Here is a 23123-nt window from a genome sequence, read left to right as displayed (position 1 = left end):
AATGAATAAATCTCTTACTACATGAAACTCACTCCTGCATCAACTGAACATATTCGTAAACTCATGTCGTGGTTTCCAAATGAGCACTCGTTATCCCTTTGGTCTGGGCCCGGATTTCGCTACCCTTTCAATGAACAAAGCTTCAAAGAAGATTTAAAAGTTTCCACATTATCTTCATTTGCATTAATAGATAGTGAAAATAATTTTCTAGCTTTTGGTCAATTTTACCTTAGAGCAAATCGCTGCCATTTAGGTCGACTTGTCGTCAACCCTGATGAGAGAGGTAAAGGTATTGCTGAGATCTTATTGCAAGCATTATCCCATTTAGGTTGTAAAACATTAGCAGTAAATGAAGTATCACTCTTCGTTTTAACAAATAATGCAACTGCAGAAAAAGCCTATATAAAGCACGGCTTTCAATTTACCCCTTACCCTGGCGATATGCCCTTGGAAAATTGTCGCTATATGATTAAAAAGCAACGTTAATAGGTATTGTACGCTCACAGCTCAAGCCAGTTAACATTGATACTATTAACTTACGAGTTATGACTTTAGATAACTTTAGCACTATCAAATAATTGTACCTACACTCAAAGCTGCAAGACACATTGACTAACTTACGATCTACATTAGTTCTGCTATAGTTAACTAAGTTTCTCCGTATAAATATTTGTATTCGCCAATTTGTTCACTATGCTGAACGTGTAATACAAATTGCTTTTAAGCTGCGCAAACTTCAAGGATGAGATGTGAGTAGACCATTAACTGCAAAGTACTATATTGGACTTATCGCTGCCGCGTTATTCATTGCAATTTTTATCACCGTCATAGTGTTTTATCAATCTACAATTACTGTAAATAAAGCAAATGAACATTGGAAGCAGTCACATCAATCAATTTATCAACAAAATCAGATTATTAAAGATATATACGCCACTATAGGATACGGTGGTTTTATTCATCATTTTAAAAATTACTTGTTAAGACACGATGAACAATATTTTTTATCTGCCGAGCAAAAAATAAAACATGCATTTGATTTATTAGCACAATATCAATCACTGTCAACAAACGAAAGAGAGCGCATTGCGCTTGAAGCATTGCAAGATACCTTAGGTCAATATCAGATGAATTTGCTCTTTTTGCAGGAGTTAATTACTCGTCAAATACCGATAAAAGAAATGGATGACTTGGTGAGAATCTCAGATGATGATGCAATCGAGGCACTCAATTCGCTCACTCAAGTTTTATTAAAAAAACAACAAACAAACAATAGTGTTTTACAACAAAGTACCAATACAACGACAAGTACAATAAAAATATTTGGCTACTTTGTACTGAGCTTATTGCTAATTATTGCTATCAGTATGGTTTGCTTTTTTTATTTTAAATTACTCAAGCCACTAGATGAAATAACTCACGAATTAGCACATGCCAATCAAAAACCTCCCCTTTCATTCGCACATATTACCGACAAACAAAGTAATATTGCGGAGCTTCAGCAGCTATTGATCGCGCTCTCACGTTATATTTATCAAGAACATAACGCTCAACAATCGTTAACGCAGTTACAACAACAACTTATTAAGAGTGAAAGTTTTTTAAAGGCAATACTCGCAAACGCGGCAGACAGTATCATTATTACCGATAAGGCTGGCAACATCATTACTTTTAACAATTCCGCCTGTCGAGATTTTGGTTACAATATGCTCGATATTATTGGCAGTAATTTTCACGTTTTGTTAGCTAGTGCAGAAAATCAGAATAATACCTATTTAACTATTGATGATAGCCTTATTAACCGAATTTCCGACAAGCGAATACAACTACTTGCTCAACGAAAGAATGACAGTTACTTTCCGGCTGAAGTTGCGGTTAACAGCATTAAATTTGAACATAGTGTTTTCTACTGCGCAATAATACGTGATTTAACTAAAGATAAGTTAAAGGAGTCACAACTAAACTTGTTAGTAAAAGAAGCACGCAAGACAGCACAAACCAAATCGGAGTTTGTTGCAGCAGTCAGCCATGAATTTAGAACACCATTAAATGCAATTCTAGGGTTTTCACAATTATCGTTAGAGCGTTCAGCGCCTGCTTTAGATTCCGTTCACAAACAACATTTCCTAGAGGTTATAAAAGCATCTAGGCATCTACTTAGGTTGATCAATAATATTTTAGATATATCGAAAATTGAAAGTGGTAAAGGTAGCCTTTCATTATCCGCTGTAAACGCAGAGCAATGGTTAAAAGATTGTATAGATTTAATTTCCCCGCTTGCGCAAAAAAAATCGATCAACGTGATTGCTAATTACACAAGCAATTTACCCTCTCTCTATATTGATAAAGACAAATCTCAGCAAGCCTTATTAAACTTGCTATCAAATGCAGTAAAGTATAGCCCTGAAAATTCAACAGTTTCTATCAGTAGTAAAATTATAAACGATAAATTTCTGCGGTTAACCGTTACGGATAAAGGTGATGGTATTAAAGCTGCTGATAACAAAAGAATTTTTCAGCAATTTGAAAGGTTAACGCCAGAATCGACAAATATTGAAGGTACCGGGCTAGGTCTATATTTAACCAAGCAATTAATTGAATTGCAAAATGGACGTGTTGGTTTTCATTCAGTGTGGCAAAAAGGAAGCAGCTTCTGGATAGAGCTTCCGCTACACAATGAAGTGGAAAATAACAAACAAATTAACAACGCCTTGATTGAACAAAGTACTGCTCGATCAGAATTTTCACAAGACTCTGAGCATTTAGCGCATCAATTTACAATTCTTCACATTGAAGATAACTTATCTAATTTACATTTAATTATCTCTTTCTTTAAGCAATATCCAAATGTTACGTTAGCATCAGCTTACAACGGCAAAGACGGTATAAAAAAAGCAAATACACTGCTTCCCGACTTAATTCTTATTGATATAAACTTACCTGATATAACTGGTATTGAAGTGGCTAACGTGCTTCGTCAACAGCCTGCAACTAAAGACACACCCATTATTGCCATTAGCGCCAATATTCAACAGAAGAAAAAAACTGAACAGCTATTCAAAGCCTTTATCGAAAAGCCAATAGCGTTTGACCTATTAAAAACCGCTTTAAAGACACACCTTTTTGATTATCATGCAAAAGATAGTCAATAACGCTTTACTCACAACTCACTTTTCTAGACACTAAACGTATCAATTATACTGTTGAATTAGGCTTTTATGGATCTTTTAGCTACCGTTGCCATCGTAACTCTTATTTCTGGTTTAGCTATGCCTCTAGGCGCTTTACTTGCGAAAATAGAAGACATCCGCCCCTACTGGCTTAAAAGTGAACTGCGTCATGGTGTTATTGCGTTAGGTGGTGGCGCGTTGTTATCTGCTGTTGCACTCGTACTTGTGCCCGAAGGCATATCAAACTTATCCCCTATAGCCGCTTGTATTTCACTTATTTTGGGTGGCATTGGTTTTATGTCACTTGATATTCTGTTAAAGAAAATTGATACCCCAGCCAGTCAATTAGTTGCCATGCTTTCAGATTTTATTCCTGAAGCTATAGCGTTAGGTGCTGCATTTGCGACTGGCAGCTCAAGCGCCTACTTAATAGCACTGTTAATAACGCTACAAAATATACCGGAAGGATTTAATGCCTATAGAGAGTTAAAAGATTCCTCTTCAATGAAGTCGATGACTATCATCATTTCTTTTACCGCTCTCGCTACCTTAGGTACTGTTGCAGGGATTATAGGCTATAGTTTTTTATATGAATTACCACAAATTTTGTCGGTTATAATGTTAGTTGCCTCTGGTGGTATCTTATATTCAATTTTCCAAGACATCGCACCACAGGTAAAATTAGAGCAACACTGGTCGCCGCCACTCTGGGCTGTTTTTGGTTTTATGTGCGGTATGTTAGGGCATATGCTTATGCATTAGAATGCGTAACTATTTTAGACTATTTAATCAATATATGAAGACAAAAAAAGTTGTTGAATGTTTTGCGCTACTCTTACTTTTACTCTTTAGTTTCAAGAGTTTGAGTTGTACCGTTACGATGGGATACAGAACAAATGCTAAACTTCCTTACATTGAAAAATCTCCCAGTAATAATGGCATTTACCAAAATCTATATAAAAAAGCGTTGGCCAATATTAATTGTAAATTAAAGATTATTAGAGCACCCAAAAAGCGAATTCTATTTTTACTAAAGCAAGGAGAAATAGACTTTTATCCTGGTTTAGGCTTCAACTCAAAGCGTGCTGAATACTTACATTTTATAGAAAACGGCTTGGTCTACCGTAGTGCCACCATATCTCGCAAAAATACAGCAACACTTTCTTCGTTCAAAGGTATGCAAGGGCATACCGTGTTAATGGCGCAAGGAGCAAATTACGATAATAAAAATTATCAGAACGTTACGTTAAGATTTGTATACGATTTATCATTAAAAAAAGCTATAGACCTAATTTCAATAGGGCAAGCAGACTTTTATTCGTATAGTGCGGATGTTATTCAATATCATCTAAAAACACACCCTAATGACGACATAAAAGTACACTACTGTTGCAATAAAATTCATCCGATGTATCTTGGTTTTTCTGTACATTCTAAGTATTTAGTACTTGACAAAAACGAGAAATTTGACGCTAATAGCTCTTTAACTGTTAATAATCAAAAGAAAAAAATTAGTCGTGAGAGTATTGCATTTCGCTTTATGCAACAGTTAAAACAGCTAGCTGAAAACGGCGATGTACATGAAATGGTTCAGCAGTATTCATCCGTACATGTCAAGTCATAACATTTAAAAGTAAACGGATCATGTGCACGGTAAGGGTAACTTATGAATAAAAATAAATGGCAGTGTCCAAAATGTGACTGTCAGCATTTTGAAACCGACTCCATAGCAACCACAGGCAGTGGCTGGTCTAAAATTTTTGATATGCAAAATAGAAAATTTACAGCTGTTATTTGCAACAATTGCACTTACACTGAATTCTATCGTACTGAAGCGAGTAAGTTAGGTAACATCTTCGATTTTTTGACCCAATAATGGCGAATATTTCTCTCAAGCAATACATAAAGCGCAGAACAGGGGTGCCACTGGGGCACTCAAACTCATTGAAAAACATGCTTTATCGCTCGCTAGGTGCAAAATCTTTTGCTCAATTCTGGTGCTATTGGAACCCTATATGGAGCTACTATCTCGCATATTATGTTCAACGGCCTTGTACAAAAGTGCTCTCAAAACCAGTAGCAATATTTATTACCTTCAGTGTTAGCGGTGCACTTCACGATGTCGCTATTTCTTTGCTTAAATTGAAGCCCATTTTCTTTTTTACCCCCTGGTTTGCAGTTATGGGAATTGTTGTAATTTTCACCTCGAAATTTGAAATGACCGTTACATCAAAAAAATGGGGGTTACGTGCTTGTGCCAATATTACATTGATAATAACAAGTTACCTGTTAACCGATTACATCATCACTAAGTCTTTTATCTAATTGTTGTTGGCACCACCAATCAATTAAAAATCGACTAATCGAATGTTTGCCTGGAATTTCAGTGTTGCCATTTCCAGTTCCCCAATCGTCAAAATTCGCAATATCATTCGCGGTGCACCATTTAACGTGCGTTATTTCTACTTGATCAATGTTTGTAATATTACTTGATACAGTAACGTGAAAACCAAGCATTAAAGATGCAGGGAAAGGCCAAGGCTGAGATCGTAAGTAGTGAATATGCTTTGCTTTTAATCCAACTTCTTCAAATACTTCACGTGCCACTGCTTCTTCAACCGTTTCACCAGGATCAACAAAACCTGCAAGTGTTGAAATGACTTGCCCCTGACTTCTTTGATGTCCGGCAAGTAAGCAGCGACGTTCACCGTATTCATCGACATGATCTACGATCATAATCACCACAGGATCAGTACGAGGAAAAACCGTCTTGGCACATAAAATATCACTGCACCTTTTAGCGTGCCCTCCTTCATGATCTATCAGCTTTGCCCCACAGTAACCGCAAAACTGGTGACTACGATGCCAATTAACCAGGGCATTGGCGAACCCTGCAATTGATGCTAAGTCAGCAGGAAGATCATTTAACGCACTACGTAGATCACTTAAACGATCAGCATATTTTGACAATTCCTTTTTATGTATCATTTGCCATTGCTGTTCCTTAACGGCACTAAAATCAAGTACAAATAATGGTGAACTATCTGTTACTTGCTGCCCCAAGAACACGCGTGTAACAGAGCTTATATCTAAAGACGCAACTTGCTTCTGTGATAATGTGGTTAGTTGTCCAACTTGAATTAAGAATTTACCTCGATAACTAACGAGAAAACTTGCATCTGGATGTTTGATCTGCTCAGTTAACCAGTCAACATTTTTACGCTCGGCGCTGCATCGATTTAAAGGCATTTTTGTTAAGGAAATTGGTTTAGACATGTTAATACTCCGGCAACGAATTTTTAGCAGAAACAACTGCTTGCCATTCATTTGACCACGGTCCAAGTGGCAATACGAGTGCGAGTAAAGATTGCCCCTGTGACGTTAATTGGTAACCATTTACTGTTTTTTTCAGTAACGATAAACAGACAAGCTCTTTAATACGGGTGTTTAATAAGGTTGGAGAAATACCTTCGCACGCTGTTTGGAGTTGACGAAAAGTCAAAGTTTGCTCGTTCAACTGCCAAATAATACCTAAGGCCCAAGTTCGACCGAGCAAATCTAATAGCGCCATAACCGGCTTGCCCGTTTTTGAACCTCTTACAGGTTTACCTGGAAATGGAATATTCATTTTACTCACACCATTTAGCTACAAATTATGTAGCATGATACAGAAAGTGTAGCACAAGTAAATATTAGTTTTTATTTGTCTTTATTAGAAACTGGTTCATTAACCCGATCATTTCATCAAACTGAGGGTTAAATGTTAGCCTTTGCATTGCTGGTTTTTTAGCCAAGTTATCAGCTGTAATTTCGCCAAAGAAATTATTGGTGCGTGTTTTACATAAATTAAATTGCTTATCGTCGCTAATGTGTTGGCAATTTCGATAGACGCCGTTAACACCATAATATGAATTAGTGGGTGCATTTGTAGTCGCTGTATGTGCTATGTCCATCAAGCGCCCACAATATGACTTATCTCGACATTGCGATATGGTCACTTTAAAAGACGACGGTAATTTATTTAGTAGCTTTTCACGGCCAAAGTACATTAAATGATCCTGTGTCTTCGTTTGTCGATTTTTATTGTTGTGCCAACGTGCTAACAAGGCAATTGTCGCTTCTGTTGAAATGGTTGTATCTACATCACTAGCAACAGTAAATACTGGAATGTCAGGTTGATTATCAAATCGTTCTCGCTTTGCAGATATCGTTGTCATTAGCTGATGAACCTGAGCACCGGCGTTTATTGGAAATGACTCATATTTAGCAATATCGATATCAGCTCCTTTGGCCAAATAATCGAAAAACGGTATGTAATCAACATATTGAGCAGCCCAAGAAAAATCAGATTTAGCTTTACTGGCAGGAGACCATAATAATAACCCTCTAATGCGTTTTAGCTCCGCATTCGCCAGTTTATTACTCAGCAGCTGATCAATAAGTAAAGCCCCGCCCGTTGAAAAGCCACCTAAATATACTTTTTTATAATCTTTCAATGCGCGTCGAACACTATACTCGGCCATTATTTGCCAATCTTCAACCTTTGCATTAATTAAATCTGCAGGCGCCGTAGCGTGCCCCGGTAATAACATCGTTCTAACCGCATACCCTTGTTGGTAAAGCTGATCAGCAATATCATGAAAAACAAAGGGCGAATCTGTTAAACCATGTAATAACACAATAACGGTAGAGGCGTTTTGAGGTACCACTTCAAAAGGTTGAATAAGATCGACGACGATTCGATTTTCAATAGCATTACTTAAGTATTTTTCAGTTACCGCTGTTTCTAACGGGCAAGGCATGTGTGCTTTGGGGTTTAGTGCAGCAATCTTCTGTCGAGTAAAAGCTAAATATTCGCTAAAACTAGGCAATGACTGGTAGTCAAAATATCGCGATTTTGCTGTAGGGGTAACCTCTCGATAGTTGCCATGCTTTTTTAAGGCAACAATTTTATCCATATATGCATTAATGGATAGGCAATTCACCTTTGGTACCACAACCGCAGCATAGGCAGAACTTTTAAGTACAAAGCCAATTAAGAAAACCCAATAAACACCTTTACAAATATCCCGCATGTCCCCTTTCCGCATTGTGTATACTCCTACCTTGGTGTGAGCACATATCTCACTATGAAACGTATTTATTCAATAAATGACCACTATATATTTAACAAACGATATGCAACATAATTCATTGTCGTTAAAATAATAGCCTACACTCGATGATTATCTGCGAATAACTTGTTCTCGATTACCATATGTTAACTAAAACACTTGCTTTTCAAAAACTTCGTCAAACAATTAACGCATATTACCCGATAAGTGAAGAAACGTGGCAGACCTTTGTAACGTTCTGTCAATTTCAGCAGGTAAACGCTGGCCACGTTTTATATCCGTTGGGCGAAATACCAACCTCATTTGCATTTATTTATCAAGGATTAATGCGTGGTTTTAGCGCCAACGAAAAAGGTCAAGAATATAACAAGATATTCTTTTCAGAAGATATGTTTCCGGGTTCTATGACCGCACTATTAACGCACTCACCTGCGAAATTAGCGATTGATGCCATTGAAAACACGACGCTTATACGCATTGATTTTGCAAAATTTCGCGAGTTTCTCATTATCAATCATGAAATAAAGTTATTTCATATAAATTACTTAGAGAAAAACTGGCTTTTAGCTAAAGATGAAAGAGAAATAGAAATTGTGCAGCAAGATGCCGCAACTCGTTATCAAAAGTTTATCACTCAATTCCCAATACTTTCACAACGATTACCTCAATATCATATTGCGTCTCATTTAGGTATTACACCAACGCAATTATCAAGAATTAGAAAAATAAAAACGCAATAATTATAACGTCAATCAACCTATGTAAATGCCATGAGTACGCTTCGCCGTTAAGCTTAATCTTAACCTTAACAACGAGAATATTCATGGATACACTAACAGCATTACAATGGCGATACGCAGTAAAGAAATTTTCAACGAACACACTCAGTAACGAACAAATTATGTTACTAGCTCAAAGCACGAGACTATCGCCATCCGCTTTTGGTTTGCAACCCTTTAAATTAATTGTCGTGTCTGATCAGGCTATTAAAACTAAATTACTAAGTCATTCATTTGGCCAAGATAAAGTCGCAAACTGCTCGCACCTGTTTGTTTTAGCCCATTACATTGGCGAGCCTGAGTACTTAATAGACACATATTTTCAGCAGTATTGTTCGCAAAAAAACGCATCTGAATCAGACGTTGCAGCTTATCGCCAGCAGGTGGAACAATATATCATGGCATTAGATAAAGGCGCTTTTACTCAGTGGGCAAAAGAACAAACATATCTTGCACTAGGCACTTTATTAACGTCTGCAGCCATTAACAACATAGATAGTTGCCCAATGACGGGAATAGATCCACAAGGATTTGATGAAGAACTTAAATTAATAGATAGCGCATATCGTACGACAGTAATTTGTCCTTTAGGATTTCGTGATGAAGATGACAAATATGCTTATCAACAGAAAGTCAGAACCCCATACGAAGAGTTTGTAGAGGTAATATGATGCTCACTTTAGCACTCTTATCACTATTTGCTGGTGCAGCTATTGCTGTACAAGCAGCAATAAATACTAAGCTTGGGTTGTTACTAGACAATACTCTTTTCGCAACCACAGTAGCTTTTTTTATTGCATTTCTTACGGTGCTAATACTGTTTTTAGCGACAGGGAGACAAGTCAACTTTAATCAAATAGTACATCTATCCGACTACCTATTGGTTGCAGGAGGTGTTATCAGTGCCCTGGGTGTTGGTCTGTTATACTACCTCATACCCAAATTAGGTGTTAGCACAGTGATGTCTATTGCACTTACGAGCCAGTTGATCTGCGCAATGACTATTAGCCATTTTGGATGGTTAACATTACCTCAAAAATCTATTCAAACAGAGAATGCTCTCGGTGCCCTGCTAATGATTGTTGGGCTCATTTTAGTAAACTGGAAATCCTCATGAATTCACTTATTAAAGAAAACCTAACTAACCTACAACAATTATGGCAACTTTATGGCGCCAAAGAAATTGTGCACAACGAGGGTACACGTTTTTTTGGCACCGAACATTGGCCATATAGACACTGGTTTCAATCAACAGAAACTCCGATAGTCAGCATACCTGATAAATATATAGGCTTGCTTAATAGCCGTTTTGACAACGCAATCCTTTCGACCTGGCATACACTTAAAGCCAGTGAACACTTTATAGGGACAACAAAAAAACTACTTGATGCTGGATGGCAGCATAGCTTTAGCCAAACGGGAATGTATCTTCCCATAGACAATAAGAGAACAACGGTGGATAGTACGATTACGTTAAAGGAAGTCAGTAATCATACTGATATTAACATCTGGTGTAACATCGGCTCTCAAGCGTTTAATTACTCTATTGAGTCACACGTGATTAAATCGCTCTTGGATAAAAAAAATATCACTTTGTATTTAATGTCGATAAGTGGAAAAGCAATTGGTGCCGCAATGTTGCTTCATAGTGAAAATTGCTCAGGTGTGCATCAAGTAGGTGTTTTGCCCAACCATCAAGGTAAAGGTTACGCAAAAGCAATTATGTTAGCTTTAATAGAAGAATGCAGGATATTGGGTGTACAACACTTGGTTTTACAAGCATCAAAAGTGGGTCTACCTCTTTATAAGAAACTTGGGTTTATTGAACAATTTACCGTAAACAACTTTGTCAATGAACCAACATTCATATGAAGAATCACCTCTTAGCAACTAATAATTACCTTATATTGCTCGTAAAACCTCAACTAAAACAACAGTTACCTAAATAACTCAAAGTCAATTATGTTGCACTTGCAATATAATTGACTTTTGATATGCTTACTGAAAAATTGAGGAAACGACTATGCAACAACACGACTCATCACCTTTATTAGATTACATTGAATACCCTGAGAACGAAATGCTCACACGTTCAGAGCACTTTTATCAAGAAATAAAACGCCGTCATAGTATTCGTAAGTTCAGTGATCGTCCTGTTGCAAGAGAAGTCATTGAGAATTGCATCAAAGCAGCAGGTACTGCACCTAGTGGCGCCAATCATCAACCGTGGCATTTTGCTGCGGTAAACAGTGCTGAAGTTAAAAAGCAAATAAGAGAACAAGCAGAAGAGCATGAACGTAGCTTTTACGCTGGCAGAGCAGGCGAAGAATGGTTAAATGCACTCAAACCTTTAGGCACAGATGCCGATAAACCATACCTCGAGCACGCTCCTTGGTTAATTGCGATTTTTAGTCAAAAAAAAGGGGGAATTCATGCCGATGATAGTAACACTAACTACTATGTGCACGAGTCGGTGGGGATTGCAACAGGGTTTCTTATCAACGCATTACATTCAAGTGGATTAGTTACCTTGACACATACACCAAAACCAATGTCGTTTTTAAGTAAAGTTTGTAACAGACCTGAAAATGAACGTGCATATATGCTATTGGTGGTTGGTTATCCGGCAGAAGATGCAACTATTCCACATCATGCAAGTGTGAAAAAGTCCTTAGATGAAATTGCCACCTTTTTATAGTCTTTTCAGAGGCGTATGCATAGATATTTACGCTTATTAAAATCGTTTAATACCGCCCCAATCACGCTACACTGTTTGCGCGACGAAATATTCATGGAAAAGTTTACACACTTGAAACACTTAAAAGGCTTTATGAATTAGCATAAAGCCTTTGCAATTAGCGTTCTAGAACAAGGTTAGTACACAATTTTTTGCATAAAATTTTTGTCATGCCTTGTGCTTCGTCAAACTCTACTAATAACGCTTTACCACAATGAGGACAATTGCATTGTTTACCCGCTAAAACGTCGGCAATAAACTTTTTTTGCTGATGAAAAGACTGGCTACTGCGCTTTTGCAGTGTTTTTAAAGAGGTAATATCAAGCAAAATCAATTAACCGAATGACAATACCAGCCGTCAAAATGGCCTGCAAGTGGTGCACTGCTCTGTTCTAACAAAGCTTGGTAAGCAGTAACATTTTCATAACTGGCTGGCATTTCAGGATATGCAGTGATCTCCCACGGGAAGTCTTTGTTATCTGGATAAGGACAAAATGACAGCTTTTGGTTGTTTTCCAATAACAGTTGACCAAATTTTAAAGCTGATTCTTGGTTAGCAAAAATTACTGAAAATTGAAATTCTCGGGCAATTGATAAATCATCACCTTGCAACAACATCTGCCAAAGGGCTTCACCATGTTCATCTTCAGGAAATAGCGTATAATCTCGTTCCATAGACTTAATTCTCTGCGTAAAATGAAGCTAGTGTAACGGCTTAGACAGAATAATTCAGTGATTTATTTCCTTTTAATGACCTAACTAAAGCGAATTATGACCAAATTTGAACTCCATTTGCCCATTGCTAGCGACCAACAACCTATCATAGAGCTACTTGCTAAAGCCGCTGCTCGTTATACGCCTTTAAGTAATGGTCAAATTAAATCAGCAATTAATAATGGTGCTTTATGGCTTGAGCGCAATAAACGTGTCAAACGATTGAGAAAAATAAAAAAAACAATCATCTCTGGTGATACATTGCATTTTTATTATGATTCGCACGTATTATCACTACCTTGTTTACCGGCAAAATTAATTGAGGACTTTGGTGATTATACTGTTTTATATAAGCCTTCCGGTATGCCGTGCCACGGTTCTAAATGGGGGGATCATTGCACAATAACACGATGGGCGGAAACACAACTTCAACCTCAAAGAGCAGCATTTTTAGTCCACCGATTAGATAAAGCAGCATCGGGTTTAATCTTATTAGCACACAGTAAAAAAGCGGCTCGAGCATTAAGTAAGATTTTTGAAAATAGAACAATAACGAAGCGTTATCAAATAATTGTACATGGTATTTTTAATAACAATAACGCCCATATTGAAACACCGATTGATGGAAAACCGGCAAGTACAACCTTTGCGTGTTTCGATACATCAAGCGCATCAAACTTAAGTTTGTTAGATGTAAATATTGATACAGGTAGAAAACATCAGATCAGAAAACATGCTGCCAGTATAGGGTTTCCTATAGTAGGCGATCGTTTACATGGTCAAGCCAATGAGCACACTTCCATTGATTTGCAACTGACGGCTGTCTATTTGAATTTCCTGTGCCCATTGACGGAGCAAACGAGAGAAATATCGTTAGCAACAACATTAAGGCCAAACCTCAATGCTATTGCTAAAAACATAATAGACATACAGCATTAAGGTGTGTAGCGAATATCGCTGTCGTCAAGCAAGTTTAATTGTTCACCAACAAGGTGTTCTTGACCTATCGCTTCCATCAGCGCTAAACCTTGCTGACGTTGCTCAGTTGTAAGTGCCTTATAAGGCAGTCGAAAATTAGGTGACACTGCACCTGTCATCATTAAACTTGTGTTAATTGCAATAGGGTTAGGTTCACAAAACAGCCACTTCATTAGCCCCTGCATTGCTGCATCTAGCGTACTATCCTGTTCATCCATTAACTTACGCATTAGACCTGGCACTAAATTAGAGGTTACAGAAATAACACCATGTGAATTAAACTGATGACGACCTGCAAAGCATTCATCATCATTGCCAGACCAACAAGCAATACCTTTTTGCTCATAATAACTAATTCGCTCGTTACCAGAACACTCCTTAACACCTATAAAGTTTTTATGTGTCGAAATTGGTTCTATAATATCTGGCGTAAGGTCTTGGCCTGTGCGACCAGGTACGTTGTAAATAAATGCCGGCCCTATATCCAACACTTTTTGAAAGTGTTCAATGACACCACGAGAAGATGTGCGACCATAATATGGATTTATTTGCAGCGCAGCATCCATCCCCATCGCAAATCCATTTTCAGTCGCTTTAATAGCTTCACGTGTATTATTACTTCCCGTATTACCGATAATAATAAGCGACTCACCATATTGATGAACACTGTGTGCAATAAGCATTAAGTGCTCTTCCCAGCTTAACAAGTGCCCTTCACCTGTTGTGCCGCCAACAATAATGCCGTCGACGCCTGCCTCTATCTGTTTAGCAACAAGACGATCATATGTCGCTAGGTCAATTTCTCCTTGGTCGTCATAAGGTGTTTTTATAGCCGTAATAAGGCTTGCTGATTGTATTTGCTTCATGAATTTCTCGATCGTTTTGCAATAATGGGAAAATAGTTGTCAACAGTGCGCGATTCTATCAATAACACGCTTAAGGATAAACACTTCTTTCGTCACTATATGTTGATATTTAAAAATTTTACTGTCTAGCTGGATCACTTGATACGCATGATAATTATCAGGGTTTGCCATATCTACAGGGAAAGCTTCTTCATGATCAACTTCCGCTCTAGCGATAGTAAAGTGGATATCTCCTACTAATCCCCAATCTCCTACTTCTATTTGCTCTTGAACTCTTTGATATTCTTGATCAAATACCGTAAAAGTAAATTCATAGGTACCATCGTTATGTAGGTGTGCCTGTTCAGTATGGGTTTCACCATTGTCATGTAGTTGACTACTAAACCAAGAGCCAACAAGTTGTTCACGTGTATACATAATCGTTCTTGTGTACTTACAATACGGGTATTTTACTGCCAATTAAACGAATGAAAAGCCACATATGAAAAATAACCTATATAATAACGATAATGGCTGCTCGAACTAAGTAAACGGCTATAGTGTCACCATTAGACAATTCTCCCGTTCATTCCATAATTAATAAAGGTTATCACTCAACTGCAGTAAATCATTGTACTTGCGCTAGCCCTTATTGATAAGGTGTACATTGCTGCAATTATAGAGGGAAGTATTATGAGTAATTTTCGTGTAGAGCAAGACAGTTTGGGGACGCTCAATGTTCCTAAAGACGCCTTATATGGAGCACAAACGCAAAGAGCGATCGATAATTTCCCTATCAGCGGGCAATTAATGCCAACACACTTTATACGTGCATTGTTAATGGCTAAAAAAGCGGCCGCACTAGCTAATGGCCAACTAAATCGCATTCCAGTCGATATGTCAAAAGCCATCACGGATGCTGTAGATACACTGCTTAGCGAAGACCTAATGCAACACTTCCCTGTTGACGTTTTTCAAACAGGTTCTGGCACCAGTACTAATATGAATGCGAATGAAGTATTAGCCTCGCTCGCCAGTCAATATTGTCAACAAGAAGTACATCCTAATGATCATGTTAATTACGGTCAAAGCAGTAATGATATTATTCCATCTACAATCCATATAAGTGCTGCTATAACATTAACGCAAAACTTATTACCCGCATTACGCCACCTTATCAGTGTAACGCAAGACAAAGTAATGCAAGTTGAACATCATGTTAAAATGGGTAGAACGCACCTAATGGATGCCATGCCAATTACATTAGGTCAATCGTTACAAACTTGGGTAGAGCAAATAAAACAAAACATAGCTCAGCTTGAGCATTTACAACCAAGTATACAAAGTCTTGCACAAGGCGGCACCGCAGTAGGCACAGGCATTAATACCGATAAACAGTTTATTACGTTATTTTATCAAGCCCTATCAGCTAACACAGGCATAACATTTACGCCGGCCAACAATTTTTTTACACATATTAGTTCTCAGGATATCGCGGTATCTTTATCTGGACAATTGAAAGCAACAGCTGTGTCTATGATGAAAATCGCTAATGATTTACGCTGGATGAATTCTGGCCCCATGGCGGGCTTGGGCGAAATTGAATTAGAAGCCTTGCAACCGGGTTCCTCAATCATGCCTGGGAAAGTGAACCCTGTTATCCCAGAAGCAGCAGCAATGGTCGCAGCACAGGTAATAGGTAATGACACAGCTATCACTATTGCTGGTCAGTCGGGTAACTTTGAACTTAATGTCATGTTACCGTTAATCGCAAAGAACCTTATCGAAAGCATTGAGTTACTTAGTAATACTTCGACCTTATTAGCAGATAAAGCAATTGCTAGCTTTAAAGTAAATACAAAAATATTAGCGCAATCGGTATCGAAAAACCCAATGTTAATCACGGCGCTAAATCCTATTATCGGCTATAAGAAAGCGGCTGATATTGCTCAATTAGCGTATAAACAACAAAGACCAATAATTGATGTTGCCACCGAACAAACAGAACTAAGTAGAGAAGAATTAGAAAAGTTACTTGATCCGATAAAATTAACCTTAGGTGGGATCCAGTAAATAACTAAAAGAAAAATCTAGCGGTCTGTGTTTACGACCGCTAGGCCAGAGAAATCAATATTTATCGGTTACTACTTCTTTTTGATTTTTACACTACCGTTTATTGTTTCAATATCTATTTGAACTTTACCATTACCGATCATACCTTCCAAAGAACGACCGGTGAACATGTTTTTCTTAGCACTTAAACCAAAATCATTTTTAATACTACCATGCATAGTCTCTACTTCGACATCCGCACTTATTTCTTCTGGCAAAACCAAAATAACACGACCGTTAACCGTTTCAATGTTAATGTCGTTAAGGCTATCAGATACACTGTGATAAATGAGTTCAACACTGCCATTTACAGAGCTTACTTCACTGTTATTCGCTAAACCAGACGCATCAATCGCACCATTTACCGTTTGTAATTTCATCATGCCAGATACATTTTCCACGGTTAAAGAGCCATTAACGAGTTCAATTTCTGATAGTTTTGTACCTACTGGCACCATTACTTGATAATCGACACTGCCAGACGAATGTTTGTTCCAATCGCCTTTTTTATAATGTGTTTCAACCGTAACACCGCGACTATTCTCTTCCATTTGGACTTCAATACGGTTACGAGCTCGTTCATTGTCAGCACTGATTGTTGCAGTAACTTCAATAACGTTCTTATCCCAACCTTGTATTTCAACTTCACCGTTTACATTATTCAGTCTAAATTCTGACGTTGCATTTACAGTAAACGACTTATTAACTTCATCTGTAATATCAGCCATTACTGAAGAAGTTGCCAATAATAAACTTGCAGCTAAAAATACTTTATTTTTCATTAGGTCTTATCCTTTTTACTTATTTATAAAGTTAGTAACACACTTCGTTAAAAAGGTTTAAAAATATTTTCAAAATCAGTTAAATTAACAATACTTTCAATCATGAAGTAGCAAATATGTCTCAACCTAACGTGCAGTTACTCCTTACTGGCGATGAAATTATGAATGGCGACATTGTTGACTCTAACTCAGCAATGATTGCACAACAGCTGATGCCTTTAGGTATAAACATTAGTAAAAAAACTACAGTTGCTGATGACTTAGCAGTACTTGTTGCACAAATAGAATTGCTTAGTGCTCAAGCTGACATTTTAATTATTAACGGCGGTCTAGGACCGACAGTTGATGATTTAACTGCGCAAGCACTTGCACAAGCATGCAATGTACCGCTTAAACAACATGAGCAAGCTTACCAACACATTGTTGATTGGTGCCAAAAAAGAAACTACTCGCTGTCTGATGCAAGTATAAAGCAAGCGTTATTACCTTTAGGTGTAGAAATAATAGAAAATTCTATAGGCAGCGCTGTTGGCTTTTATATGCGTTATCAAGGGTGTGATATTTTTTGTACTCCAGGAGTCCCGAAAGAGCTCGCTTTAATGTTGAAGAAATATATAGCACCAAAACTCTCACAAAACTCATTAGTGAGTACGGGTTTTAAAGTAGAAAAATTTCAAATATTTGGCATTGGAGAATCAAGCGTTCAACAATTAATCACCGATAACCTCGCTGATTGGCCTGACGATATTACCTTAGGGTTTCGTAGTTGCGCGCCAATGCTTGAGATAAAACTGACAACATTTGCAAATGTTTCTGCATTGCACCTCAAACAGTGGCAAGACAAGTTACTTCAATTACTTGGCGATCACGTTTTATGTCAAATTGTCGATGAGCCACCAACGATGGCAGAGCACGTTTTAACGTTACTCAAAGCAAACAAGAAGACAATAGCTACAGCAGAGTCTTGTACTGGTGGCTTAATCGCTAGTTTGCTTACTGACGTTTCTGGCGCATCAGAAGCTTTCGAAGCCGGGTTCGTTACCTACTCGAACCAAATGAAACATACGTTGATCGATGTACCTAATGACCTACTTTCTTTGCATGGTGCAGTAAGTGAACCTGTCGTTAAAGCTATGGCGCAAGGCGCTATAAAACGTTTAGCTGCAGACTATGCAATAGCGGTTTCTGGTATCGCTGGACCAAATGGTGGTAGTATTGAAAAGCCTGTTGGTACAGTCTGGATAGCATGGGGTTCCCTTAACAACATGCAAACCACTCGTTTTCAAATTAACGGAGATAGACACTATTTTAAACTCTCTGTTGCGCATCGAGCGTTAGATTTAATAAGACGATGCCTTATCAATAGTAAAGAAATACCTATGTACAAAAAATAACAATAAATTGTTGCTGTATTGTAAAAACTACGTCAATTTATCGCTTATTGAGGTTATTTATTGCGTAGTAAATCAAAACTTTATATATTTACCGTAAGGTGTACTGTATCTACAACATATTAACGCATATAAAAAATCGAAAAAATTCCTTTTCGTTGTTTATTGCGTTCAAGCTAGTAATGCTTTAGTTTCCTAGGAGCACATTTTGATTGACAAGAACTTCATAACAAGTGGTCGAAATACGATTATTCACAAAGTAAGAAAATTTGATTTATTAATCATTAACGGCGGCCACCCTGTGGTAATCGTCAGTAATAGAGGTATCGGTATTTTTAAAGGTGAAATACCACAGAAAAAATCAGATGCGAAAAAGGCATATCAAGATGTAGTTGATGTTGCTGCTACTGAAGTTTTCGGAGAAACTAAAACGCTAATATTTATCCAAGCGTTAGATAATAAAGAATATAAAATTGATTATTCTAAAGTAAATACCCCTAACTTTATTCGTATACATCAAGATAGCTATATTTAAACCCACTGTTCAGATAGAGAGTGTAAAGCGTGACAAAGGCAACATTAGTTCCTAATAAGAAGAATAATATTGATCTTGTGCTTCAGCCGCTAAAAGATCAATCGCCGCTTACTGAAGTCTCAATACATGAGCTAATCGAAGCTTCTGAATATACCAGTCTGTATGTTGATAATGGCAATATCAAGAATGCTATTGCTGAATTAAATAGTGTTTTAAAACCTCTTCAACAAGGCCAGCCAGGTAGAGAAATAACCTATCAAATCCTAGAGCGTCGAGATGCTCAAATTTCAATTGATATTGAAAAAGGTGAGATGAGTGCATCAGCCGAAATATCGACTGCACTAGGTGGTAAACACCTAACTGCAAAAGCTATTTTAACAGCTGCACAAAAAGCAGGTGTCATTAAAGGCTTTAGTAAAGAAGAACTTGTAAAGCTTGCTCAGCATGCCGCTCAAGAACCACCTGGTAGTATCGTTAAAGGCGTTATCGCCTACGGTAAAGACCCAATCAATGGCAATGATGCTAAAATAAAGCATTTAGTACAAAGTGCGCAAGATAGAATACTTAGACCTAAAGAGCGAGACGACGGTTCTGTTGATATGCGTGATTTAGGGGATATTATTTGCGTAAAAATAGGCGACCCACTTGCAAGAAAAATCCCACTTACTGAAGGTATTCAAGGATTTACTGTCACTGGTACTCCTTTAGAACCTAGCCCTGGCGATGATTGCAATTTACAAGCAGGTGATGGCACCGCATTAAGCCCTAAAAATGAAGACGTGCTTGTATCTACCCGAGTTGGTTTACCTCGCATCATTGATAACGGTATGGAAGTCGACGAAGTTTACAAAATTAAAAACGTTGATGTCAGTACTGGACATATTGATTTTGAAGGTAGTGTCATTATTGAAGGTGATGTTTGTGAAGGCATGAAAGTTACCGCTAGAGGTGATATCACAGTAGGCGGTTTCGTAGAATCTTCTTATTTAGAGTCAGGTGGCGATATAACAATTGGCAGCGGTATTATCGGTAAAAAACAAGATGTCGAAGACATCAAAGTTACCGATATAATTATGAGTGCGAATTTAAAAGCCAAAGGCAGTATCTTTGCAAAATATTGCCAATACGCCGATATAGCATGTAAAAACTTTCGTATAGAAAATCAACTAATGCATACCATTATCAATGTTGATGAGCGAGTTTGGGTAGGCACAGAAGAAAAAGCTAATGGCAAACTCATTGCAGGCCACATTACCGCAGGTTTATCAATTCATGCTGGTACTGTGGGTGCGACAGCAGGCAGTGCAACTATCATCACCTTTGCTAAAAAGCTCGAAAATTTTGATGATCAAATTAACGCATTAGATGCAAAAATAGAGCATGAATCAAAGCAAGTTAATGAGCTAAAAGATGCTAGCAATAAATTGCGTAAATTGCCGAAGGATAAAGTAAACCCTGAAATGCTAAACAAAGTTGTTTCAACTTATAAGCATCACGCAGATCAGATGGGGAAACTTCTAAGTGAAAAAGAACTACTAGAAGAAGAAGTAAATCGATATATGGGCAGTGTTTGCGTGGAGGCTACCGAGCGCATCTATCAAAATGTACAAATGATCGTAGGCGATTTTCAGGAAAAAACTAAACGAGAATATGGTCCTAGTAAAATGCGTTACAAAGAACGCAAAATAATTATTGACCCTATTGTAAGCTAATGAAATCAATTATTTTAAAGTATTGTAAGCTACTTGTCTTAATTGGCATCAGTAGCTTTTCTGCCGTTAATGCTAATGCTAGTAAGTGCGATATTAACTTCCAACATGGCATTATCATTGATCCTTCGCACATACGTATACTTGACCATGGCCAAACAATTGTTCAAATAAACAATGATAAACAGCTATTCGTGCAAGGTAGACAAATCCAATTAACAGATCAGCAACGTAAATTATTAAATGACTACGCGAAAGGTATTCGTTATCAGATACCGGAAATTGTATCGATTGCTATAGAAGGGGTAGATGTTGGTCTCAAAGCTGTTAATAAAGTTATAGCGGGTGTTACAGGTGAAAATAGTGCTTCACATCAAAAACTTCAAAAACGCTTTGATGAGATGCAATGGCGCTTGAGAAAACGATTTAATCATAGCGATGAAAGCTATTATATCGCTCCTCAGGATTTCGATGATTTCAGCGAAATATTTGCGGGCGAATTCGAACAAGAAATAGAAACCTTAGTTACAGAATCTATCGGTACAATTTTATTAGCCGTTGGCGAAGCAATGACGAATAACGCAGAGGGTACTGGTGAAAGTAGAGTTCAAACTTTTGACGAACGTATGAATAATATGGGAGACGAACTTGAACTTGAAATGAGTGCCAAAGTAACGGCTATTGAAAGCAAAGCATCCATGTTTTGTGAAAAGCTTAAATCTTTAGATGAAATAGAAACTAAGCTAACAGAAAATATTAGTTCACTATCCTCCTACAATCTTATCCAATCACTATAGAGTAAGGAGTATTACAACTCCTTACTTACGCAATATATTTCTTAATTAGCTTCAATAATATGCGCGAGTGCAGGAATTAATCGTTCTTTTAACGTGTTAATTTCTTCTTCAACATATGGAACCATGGGCAATACTCCCCATATCGGTTTTGGCCATGCAGGATCTGACTCATAACGAACTATATGATGTATGTGCAATTGTGGACAAATATTGCCTAGCGCAGCAACATTCATTTTTTTACCTTGAAATACTTGCATAAGCACTTCACTTAACATACTTGATTCATTTAAAAACTGCTGTTGCTGTTGCCAATCCAATTGATATATATCCTGTATTCCTACAACTTTTGGTACCAGCACAAACCATGGATACTGTTTATCATTCATTAACAGCAATTTACATAATGGAAAATCTAATAATTCTATCGTGTCGTTTTTTAAAGCTTCATTGAGTACAAATGTTTCCATTGTTATTCCCTACTTACGTTTATTTTTTCTGCCACGACCTCTGGCTAACTTACGGGCTTCCCGCTCTTCTTTTCTTTGTTTATCAAGCTCTTCAAAGTATAGCGTTTCTTGTTCTATCATTTCAGGCGTTTCAAAAGATATAGCACCAAGTGTTTTATCTCTAATCTCATTAATTAAAATTGTAGAGGCTTTGGTAAAATCGACAAGGCCACCACTTTTAACACATCCTCTAACTTTACCAATAGCTTCAATTAATTCAACTTCACGTTGCGGTACAACATCAAGCTTATAACGTTCTATCAGAGCTTCTGGGTAAGCCTGTAACAGATAATCAGCTGCAAAACAGGCAATATCGTCATGATCATAAGCTGTATCTTTTACGGCACTTGTAATCGCTAAACGATAACCACTATTTTCATTTACTATTTTAGGCCACAACATACCTGGAGTATCATATAAATAAAGACCATCTTCTAATCGAATACGTTGTTGACCTTTAGTTACAGCAGGCTCATTACCTACTTTAGCTTTCGCTTTTCCCACTAGAGTATTAAGTAACGTAGATTTACCAACATTAGGGATCCCCATTATTACCGCATTTATTTGTTTACCCGTTTGATCTTTATTTGGTACTAAACTGCGAATTAAATTGGGAATGGTTTTAGCAACACTAGGATTATCAGTAGTAAGGGCTATTGCTTTAACATTATGTTGAGTATCTAAATGTTCTAACCATAATGACGTGATCTCGTCATCAGCAAGATCACTCTTATTAAGAATTTTGATTAACGGTTTATCTCCTCTAATCTCTGTGATCATTGGGTTTTCACTACTAAATGGTAACCTAGCATCACACACTTCAATGACTACATCTATTTGCGGTAAGATTTCTTTAATTTCTTTTTGGGCCTTATGCATATGACCCGGATACCAATTAATCGCCATAATATTACTACTTTACAAATAAATGAATGTTACCATTGCGGCAATGAA

At 37.4% G+C, this 23123-nt stretch carries 27 protein-coding genes; 17 read left to right on the top strand and 10 right to left on the bottom strand.

What is annotated here, in order from left to right; all coding sequences use genetic code 11:
* Positions 1-21 precede the first annotated feature (21 nt).
* From QUE09_RS06040 to QUE09_RS06015, 6 genes are all read left to right on the top strand, one after another.
* Positions 22-486 (top strand): GNAT family N-acetyltransferase, encoded by a 465-nt coding sequence (locus tag QUE09_RS06040; protein ID WP_286235303.1) that lies wholly within the window; start codon positions 22-24, stop codon positions 484-486.
* A 263-nt stretch (positions 487-749) separates the two neighbouring features.
* Positions 750-3152: a hybrid sensor histidine kinase/response regulator gene (locus QUE09_RS06035; RefSeq protein WP_286235302.1), complete on the top strand. Its 2403-nt coding sequence runs from the start codon at positions 750-752 to the stop codon at positions 3150-3152.
* A 66-nt stretch (positions 3153-3218) separates the two neighbouring features.
* The gene (locus QUE09_RS06030) at positions 3219-3932 is read left to right on the top strand and encodes a ZIP family metal transporter (RefSeq protein WP_286235301.1); all 714 of its coding nucleotides are present in this window, start codon (positions 3219-3221) and stop codon (positions 3930-3932) included.
* A gap of 118 nt (positions 3933-4050) precedes the next feature.
* Positions 4051-4794, top strand: a complete 744-nt coding sequence (locus QUE09_RS06025; RefSeq protein ID WP_286235300.1) for a substrate-binding periplasmic protein — start codon at positions 4051-4053, stop codon at positions 4792-4794.
* 42 nt (positions 4795-4836) lie between these two features.
* A complete protein-coding gene (locus QUE09_RS06020; protein WP_286235299.1) occupies positions 4837-5046 on the top strand; it encodes a zinc ribbon domain-containing protein in 210 nt (69 codons plus the stop codon).
* Complete coding sequence (locus tag QUE09_RS06015; RefSeq protein WP_350226390.1) at positions 5046-5495, top strand: MBOAT family O-acyltransferase; 450 nt, start codon at positions 5046-5048, stop codon at positions 5493-5495. Before QUE09_RS06020 ends, QUE09_RS06015 begins: the two co-directional genes overlap by 1 nt.
* On the opposite strand, the gene nudC is transcribed toward QUE09_RS06015, so the two are convergent.
* From nudC to QUE09_RS06000, 3 genes are all read right to left on the bottom strand, one after another.
* On the bottom strand, positions 5460-6446 hold the full coding sequence (nudC, locus tag QUE09_RS06010; protein WP_286235298.1) for an NAD(+) diphosphatase: 987 nt from the start codon (positions 6444-6446) through the stop codon (positions 5460-5462). The genes QUE09_RS06015 and nudC overlap by 36 nt on opposite strands.
* A 1-nt stretch (position 6447) precedes the next feature.
* Positions 6448-6798: a winged helix-turn-helix transcriptional regulator gene (locus tag QUE09_RS06005; RefSeq protein WP_286235297.1), complete on the bottom strand. Its 351-nt coding sequence runs from the start codon at positions 6796-6798 to the stop codon at positions 6448-6450.
* Positions 6799-6862: 64 nt separating this feature from the next.
* Positions 6863-8260 carry an alpha/beta hydrolase gene (locus QUE09_RS06000; RefSeq protein ID WP_286235296.1) on the bottom strand — a complete coding sequence of 466 codons (1398 nt, stop codon included), beginning with the start codon at positions 8258-8260 and terminating at the stop codon, positions 6863-6865.
* A gap of 167 nt (positions 8261-8427) precedes the next feature.
* Here QUE09_RS06000 and QUE09_RS05995 point away from each other — a divergent pair, with 167 nt between their 5' ends.
* The 5 genes from QUE09_RS05995 to QUE09_RS05975 all read left to right on the top strand — a co-directional run bounded on the left by QUE09_RS05995 (position 8428) and on the right by QUE09_RS05975 (position 11761).
* A complete protein-coding gene (locus QUE09_RS05995) occupies positions 8428-9024 on the top strand; it encodes a Crp/Fnr family transcriptional regulator (RefSeq protein ID WP_286235295.1) in 597 nt (198 codons plus the stop codon).
* A gap of 83 nt (positions 9025-9107) precedes the next feature.
* Positions 9108-9734 carry a nitroreductase family protein gene (locus QUE09_RS05990; RefSeq protein WP_286235294.1) on the top strand — a complete coding sequence of 209 codons (627 nt, stop codon included), beginning with the start codon at positions 9108-9110 and terminating at the stop codon, positions 9732-9734.
* On the top strand, positions 9731-10180 hold the full coding sequence (locus tag QUE09_RS05985; protein WP_286235293.1) for a DMT family transporter: 450 nt from the start codon (positions 9731-9733) through the stop codon (positions 10178-10180). Before QUE09_RS05990 ends, QUE09_RS05985 begins: the two co-directional genes overlap by 4 nt.
* The gene (locus tag QUE09_RS05980; protein ID WP_286235292.1) at positions 10177-10935 is read left to right on the top strand and encodes a GNAT family N-acetyltransferase; all 759 of its coding nucleotides are present in this window, start codon (positions 10177-10179) and stop codon (positions 10933-10935) included. Before QUE09_RS05985 ends, QUE09_RS05980 begins: the two co-directional genes overlap by 4 nt.
* A gap of 151 nt (positions 10936-11086) precedes the next feature.
* Positions 11087-11761, top strand: a complete 675-nt coding sequence (locus tag QUE09_RS05975; RefSeq protein WP_286235291.1) for a nitroreductase family protein — start codon at positions 11087-11089, stop codon at positions 11759-11761.
* A 157-nt stretch (positions 11762-11918) separates the two neighbouring features.
* Here the strand turns inward: QUE09_RS05975 and QUE09_RS05970 are convergent, their stop codons facing one another.
* A complete protein-coding gene (locus QUE09_RS05970; protein WP_286235290.1) occupies positions 11919-12128 on the bottom strand; it encodes a hypothetical protein in 210 nt (69 codons plus the stop codon).
* 2 nt (positions 12129-12130) lie between these two features.
* Complete coding sequence (locus QUE09_RS05965; protein ID WP_286235289.1) at positions 12131-12475, bottom strand: ribonuclease E inhibitor RraB; 345 nt, start codon at positions 12473-12475, stop codon at positions 12131-12133.
* Between the two features lie 96 nt (positions 12476-12571).
* Between QUE09_RS05965 and QUE09_RS05960 the strand changes: the two genes are divergently transcribed.
* Complete coding sequence (locus QUE09_RS05960) at positions 12572-13453, top strand: RluA family pseudouridine synthase (RefSeq protein ID WP_286235288.1); 882 nt, start codon at positions 12572-12574, stop codon at positions 13451-13453.
* Here QUE09_RS05960 and dapA read toward each other — a convergent pair.
* Positions 13450-14358 carry a 4-hydroxy-tetrahydrodipicolinate synthase gene (gene dapA, locus QUE09_RS05955; RefSeq protein WP_286235287.1) on the bottom strand — a complete coding sequence of 303 codons (909 nt, stop codon included), beginning with the start codon at positions 14356-14358 and terminating at the stop codon, positions 13450-13452. The genes QUE09_RS05960 and dapA overlap by 4 nt on opposite strands.
* 39 nt (positions 14359-14397) lie before the next feature.
* Positions 14398-14775, bottom strand: a complete 378-nt coding sequence (locus QUE09_RS05950; protein ID WP_286235286.1) for a hypothetical protein — start codon at positions 14773-14775, stop codon at positions 14398-14400.
* 255 nt (positions 14776-15030) lie between these two features.
* On the opposite strand from QUE09_RS05950, the gene QUE09_RS05945 reads away from it, so the two are divergent.
* Positions 15031-16410, top strand: a complete 1380-nt coding sequence (locus QUE09_RS05945; RefSeq protein WP_286235285.1) for a class II fumarate hydratase — start codon at positions 15031-15033, stop codon at positions 16408-16410.
* A gap of 71 nt (positions 16411-16481) precedes the next feature.
* On the opposite strand, the gene QUE09_RS05940 is transcribed toward QUE09_RS05945, so the two are convergent.
* Positions 16482-17231: a DUF4097 family beta strand repeat-containing protein gene (locus QUE09_RS05940; RefSeq protein WP_286235284.1), complete on the bottom strand. Its 750-nt coding sequence runs from the start codon at positions 17229-17231 to the stop codon at positions 16482-16484.
* 116 nt (positions 17232-17347) lie between these two features.
* On the opposite strand from QUE09_RS05940, the gene QUE09_RS05935 reads away from it, so the two are divergent.
* The 4 genes from QUE09_RS05935 (at position 17348) to QUE09_RS05920 (ending at position 21663) form a co-directional block, all read left to right on the top strand.
* Entirely contained in the window at positions 17348-18625 is a 1278-nt protein-coding gene (locus QUE09_RS05935; protein ID WP_286235283.1) for a CinA family nicotinamide mononucleotide deamidase-related protein, read from the top strand.
* Between the two features lie 205 nt (positions 18626-18830).
* On the top strand, positions 18831-19157 hold the full coding sequence (locus QUE09_RS05930) for a hypothetical protein (RefSeq protein ID WP_286235282.1): 327 nt from the start codon (positions 18831-18833) through the stop codon (positions 19155-19157).
* A gap of 29 nt (positions 19158-19186) precedes the next feature.
* Entirely contained in the window at positions 19187-20869 is a 1683-nt protein-coding gene (locus QUE09_RS05925; protein WP_286235281.1) for a flagellar assembly protein A, read from the top strand.
* Positions 20869-21663 (top strand): YggN family protein, encoded by a 795-nt coding sequence (locus QUE09_RS05920; protein ID WP_286235280.1) that lies wholly within the window; start codon positions 20869-20871, stop codon positions 21661-21663. Before QUE09_RS05925 ends, QUE09_RS05920 begins: the two co-directional genes overlap by 1 nt.
* 41 nt (positions 21664-21704) lie before the next feature.
* On the opposite strand, the gene QUE09_RS05915 is transcribed toward QUE09_RS05920, so the two are convergent.
* Complete coding sequence (locus QUE09_RS05915) at positions 21705-22130, bottom strand: HIT domain-containing protein (RefSeq protein ID WP_286235279.1); 426 nt, start codon at positions 22128-22130, stop codon at positions 21705-21707.
* A 9-nt stretch (positions 22131-22139) separates the two neighbouring features.
* The gene (ylqF, locus tag QUE09_RS05910) at positions 22140-23075 is read right to left on the bottom strand and encodes a ribosome biogenesis GTPase YlqF (protein WP_286235278.1); all 936 of its coding nucleotides are present in this window, start codon (positions 23073-23075) and stop codon (positions 22140-22142) included.
* Between the last annotated feature and the right edge of the window lie 48 nt (positions 23076-23123).

The sequence above is a fragment of the Thalassotalea sediminis genome, from assembly GCF_030295915.1.
Lineage (GTDB): Bacteria > Pseudomonadota > Gammaproteobacteria > Enterobacterales > Alteromonadaceae > Thalassotalea_C > Thalassotalea_C sediminis.
The sequence above is the reverse complement of the archived record's forward strand: the minus strand, read 5'-3'. Positions and strand labels throughout refer to the sequence as shown.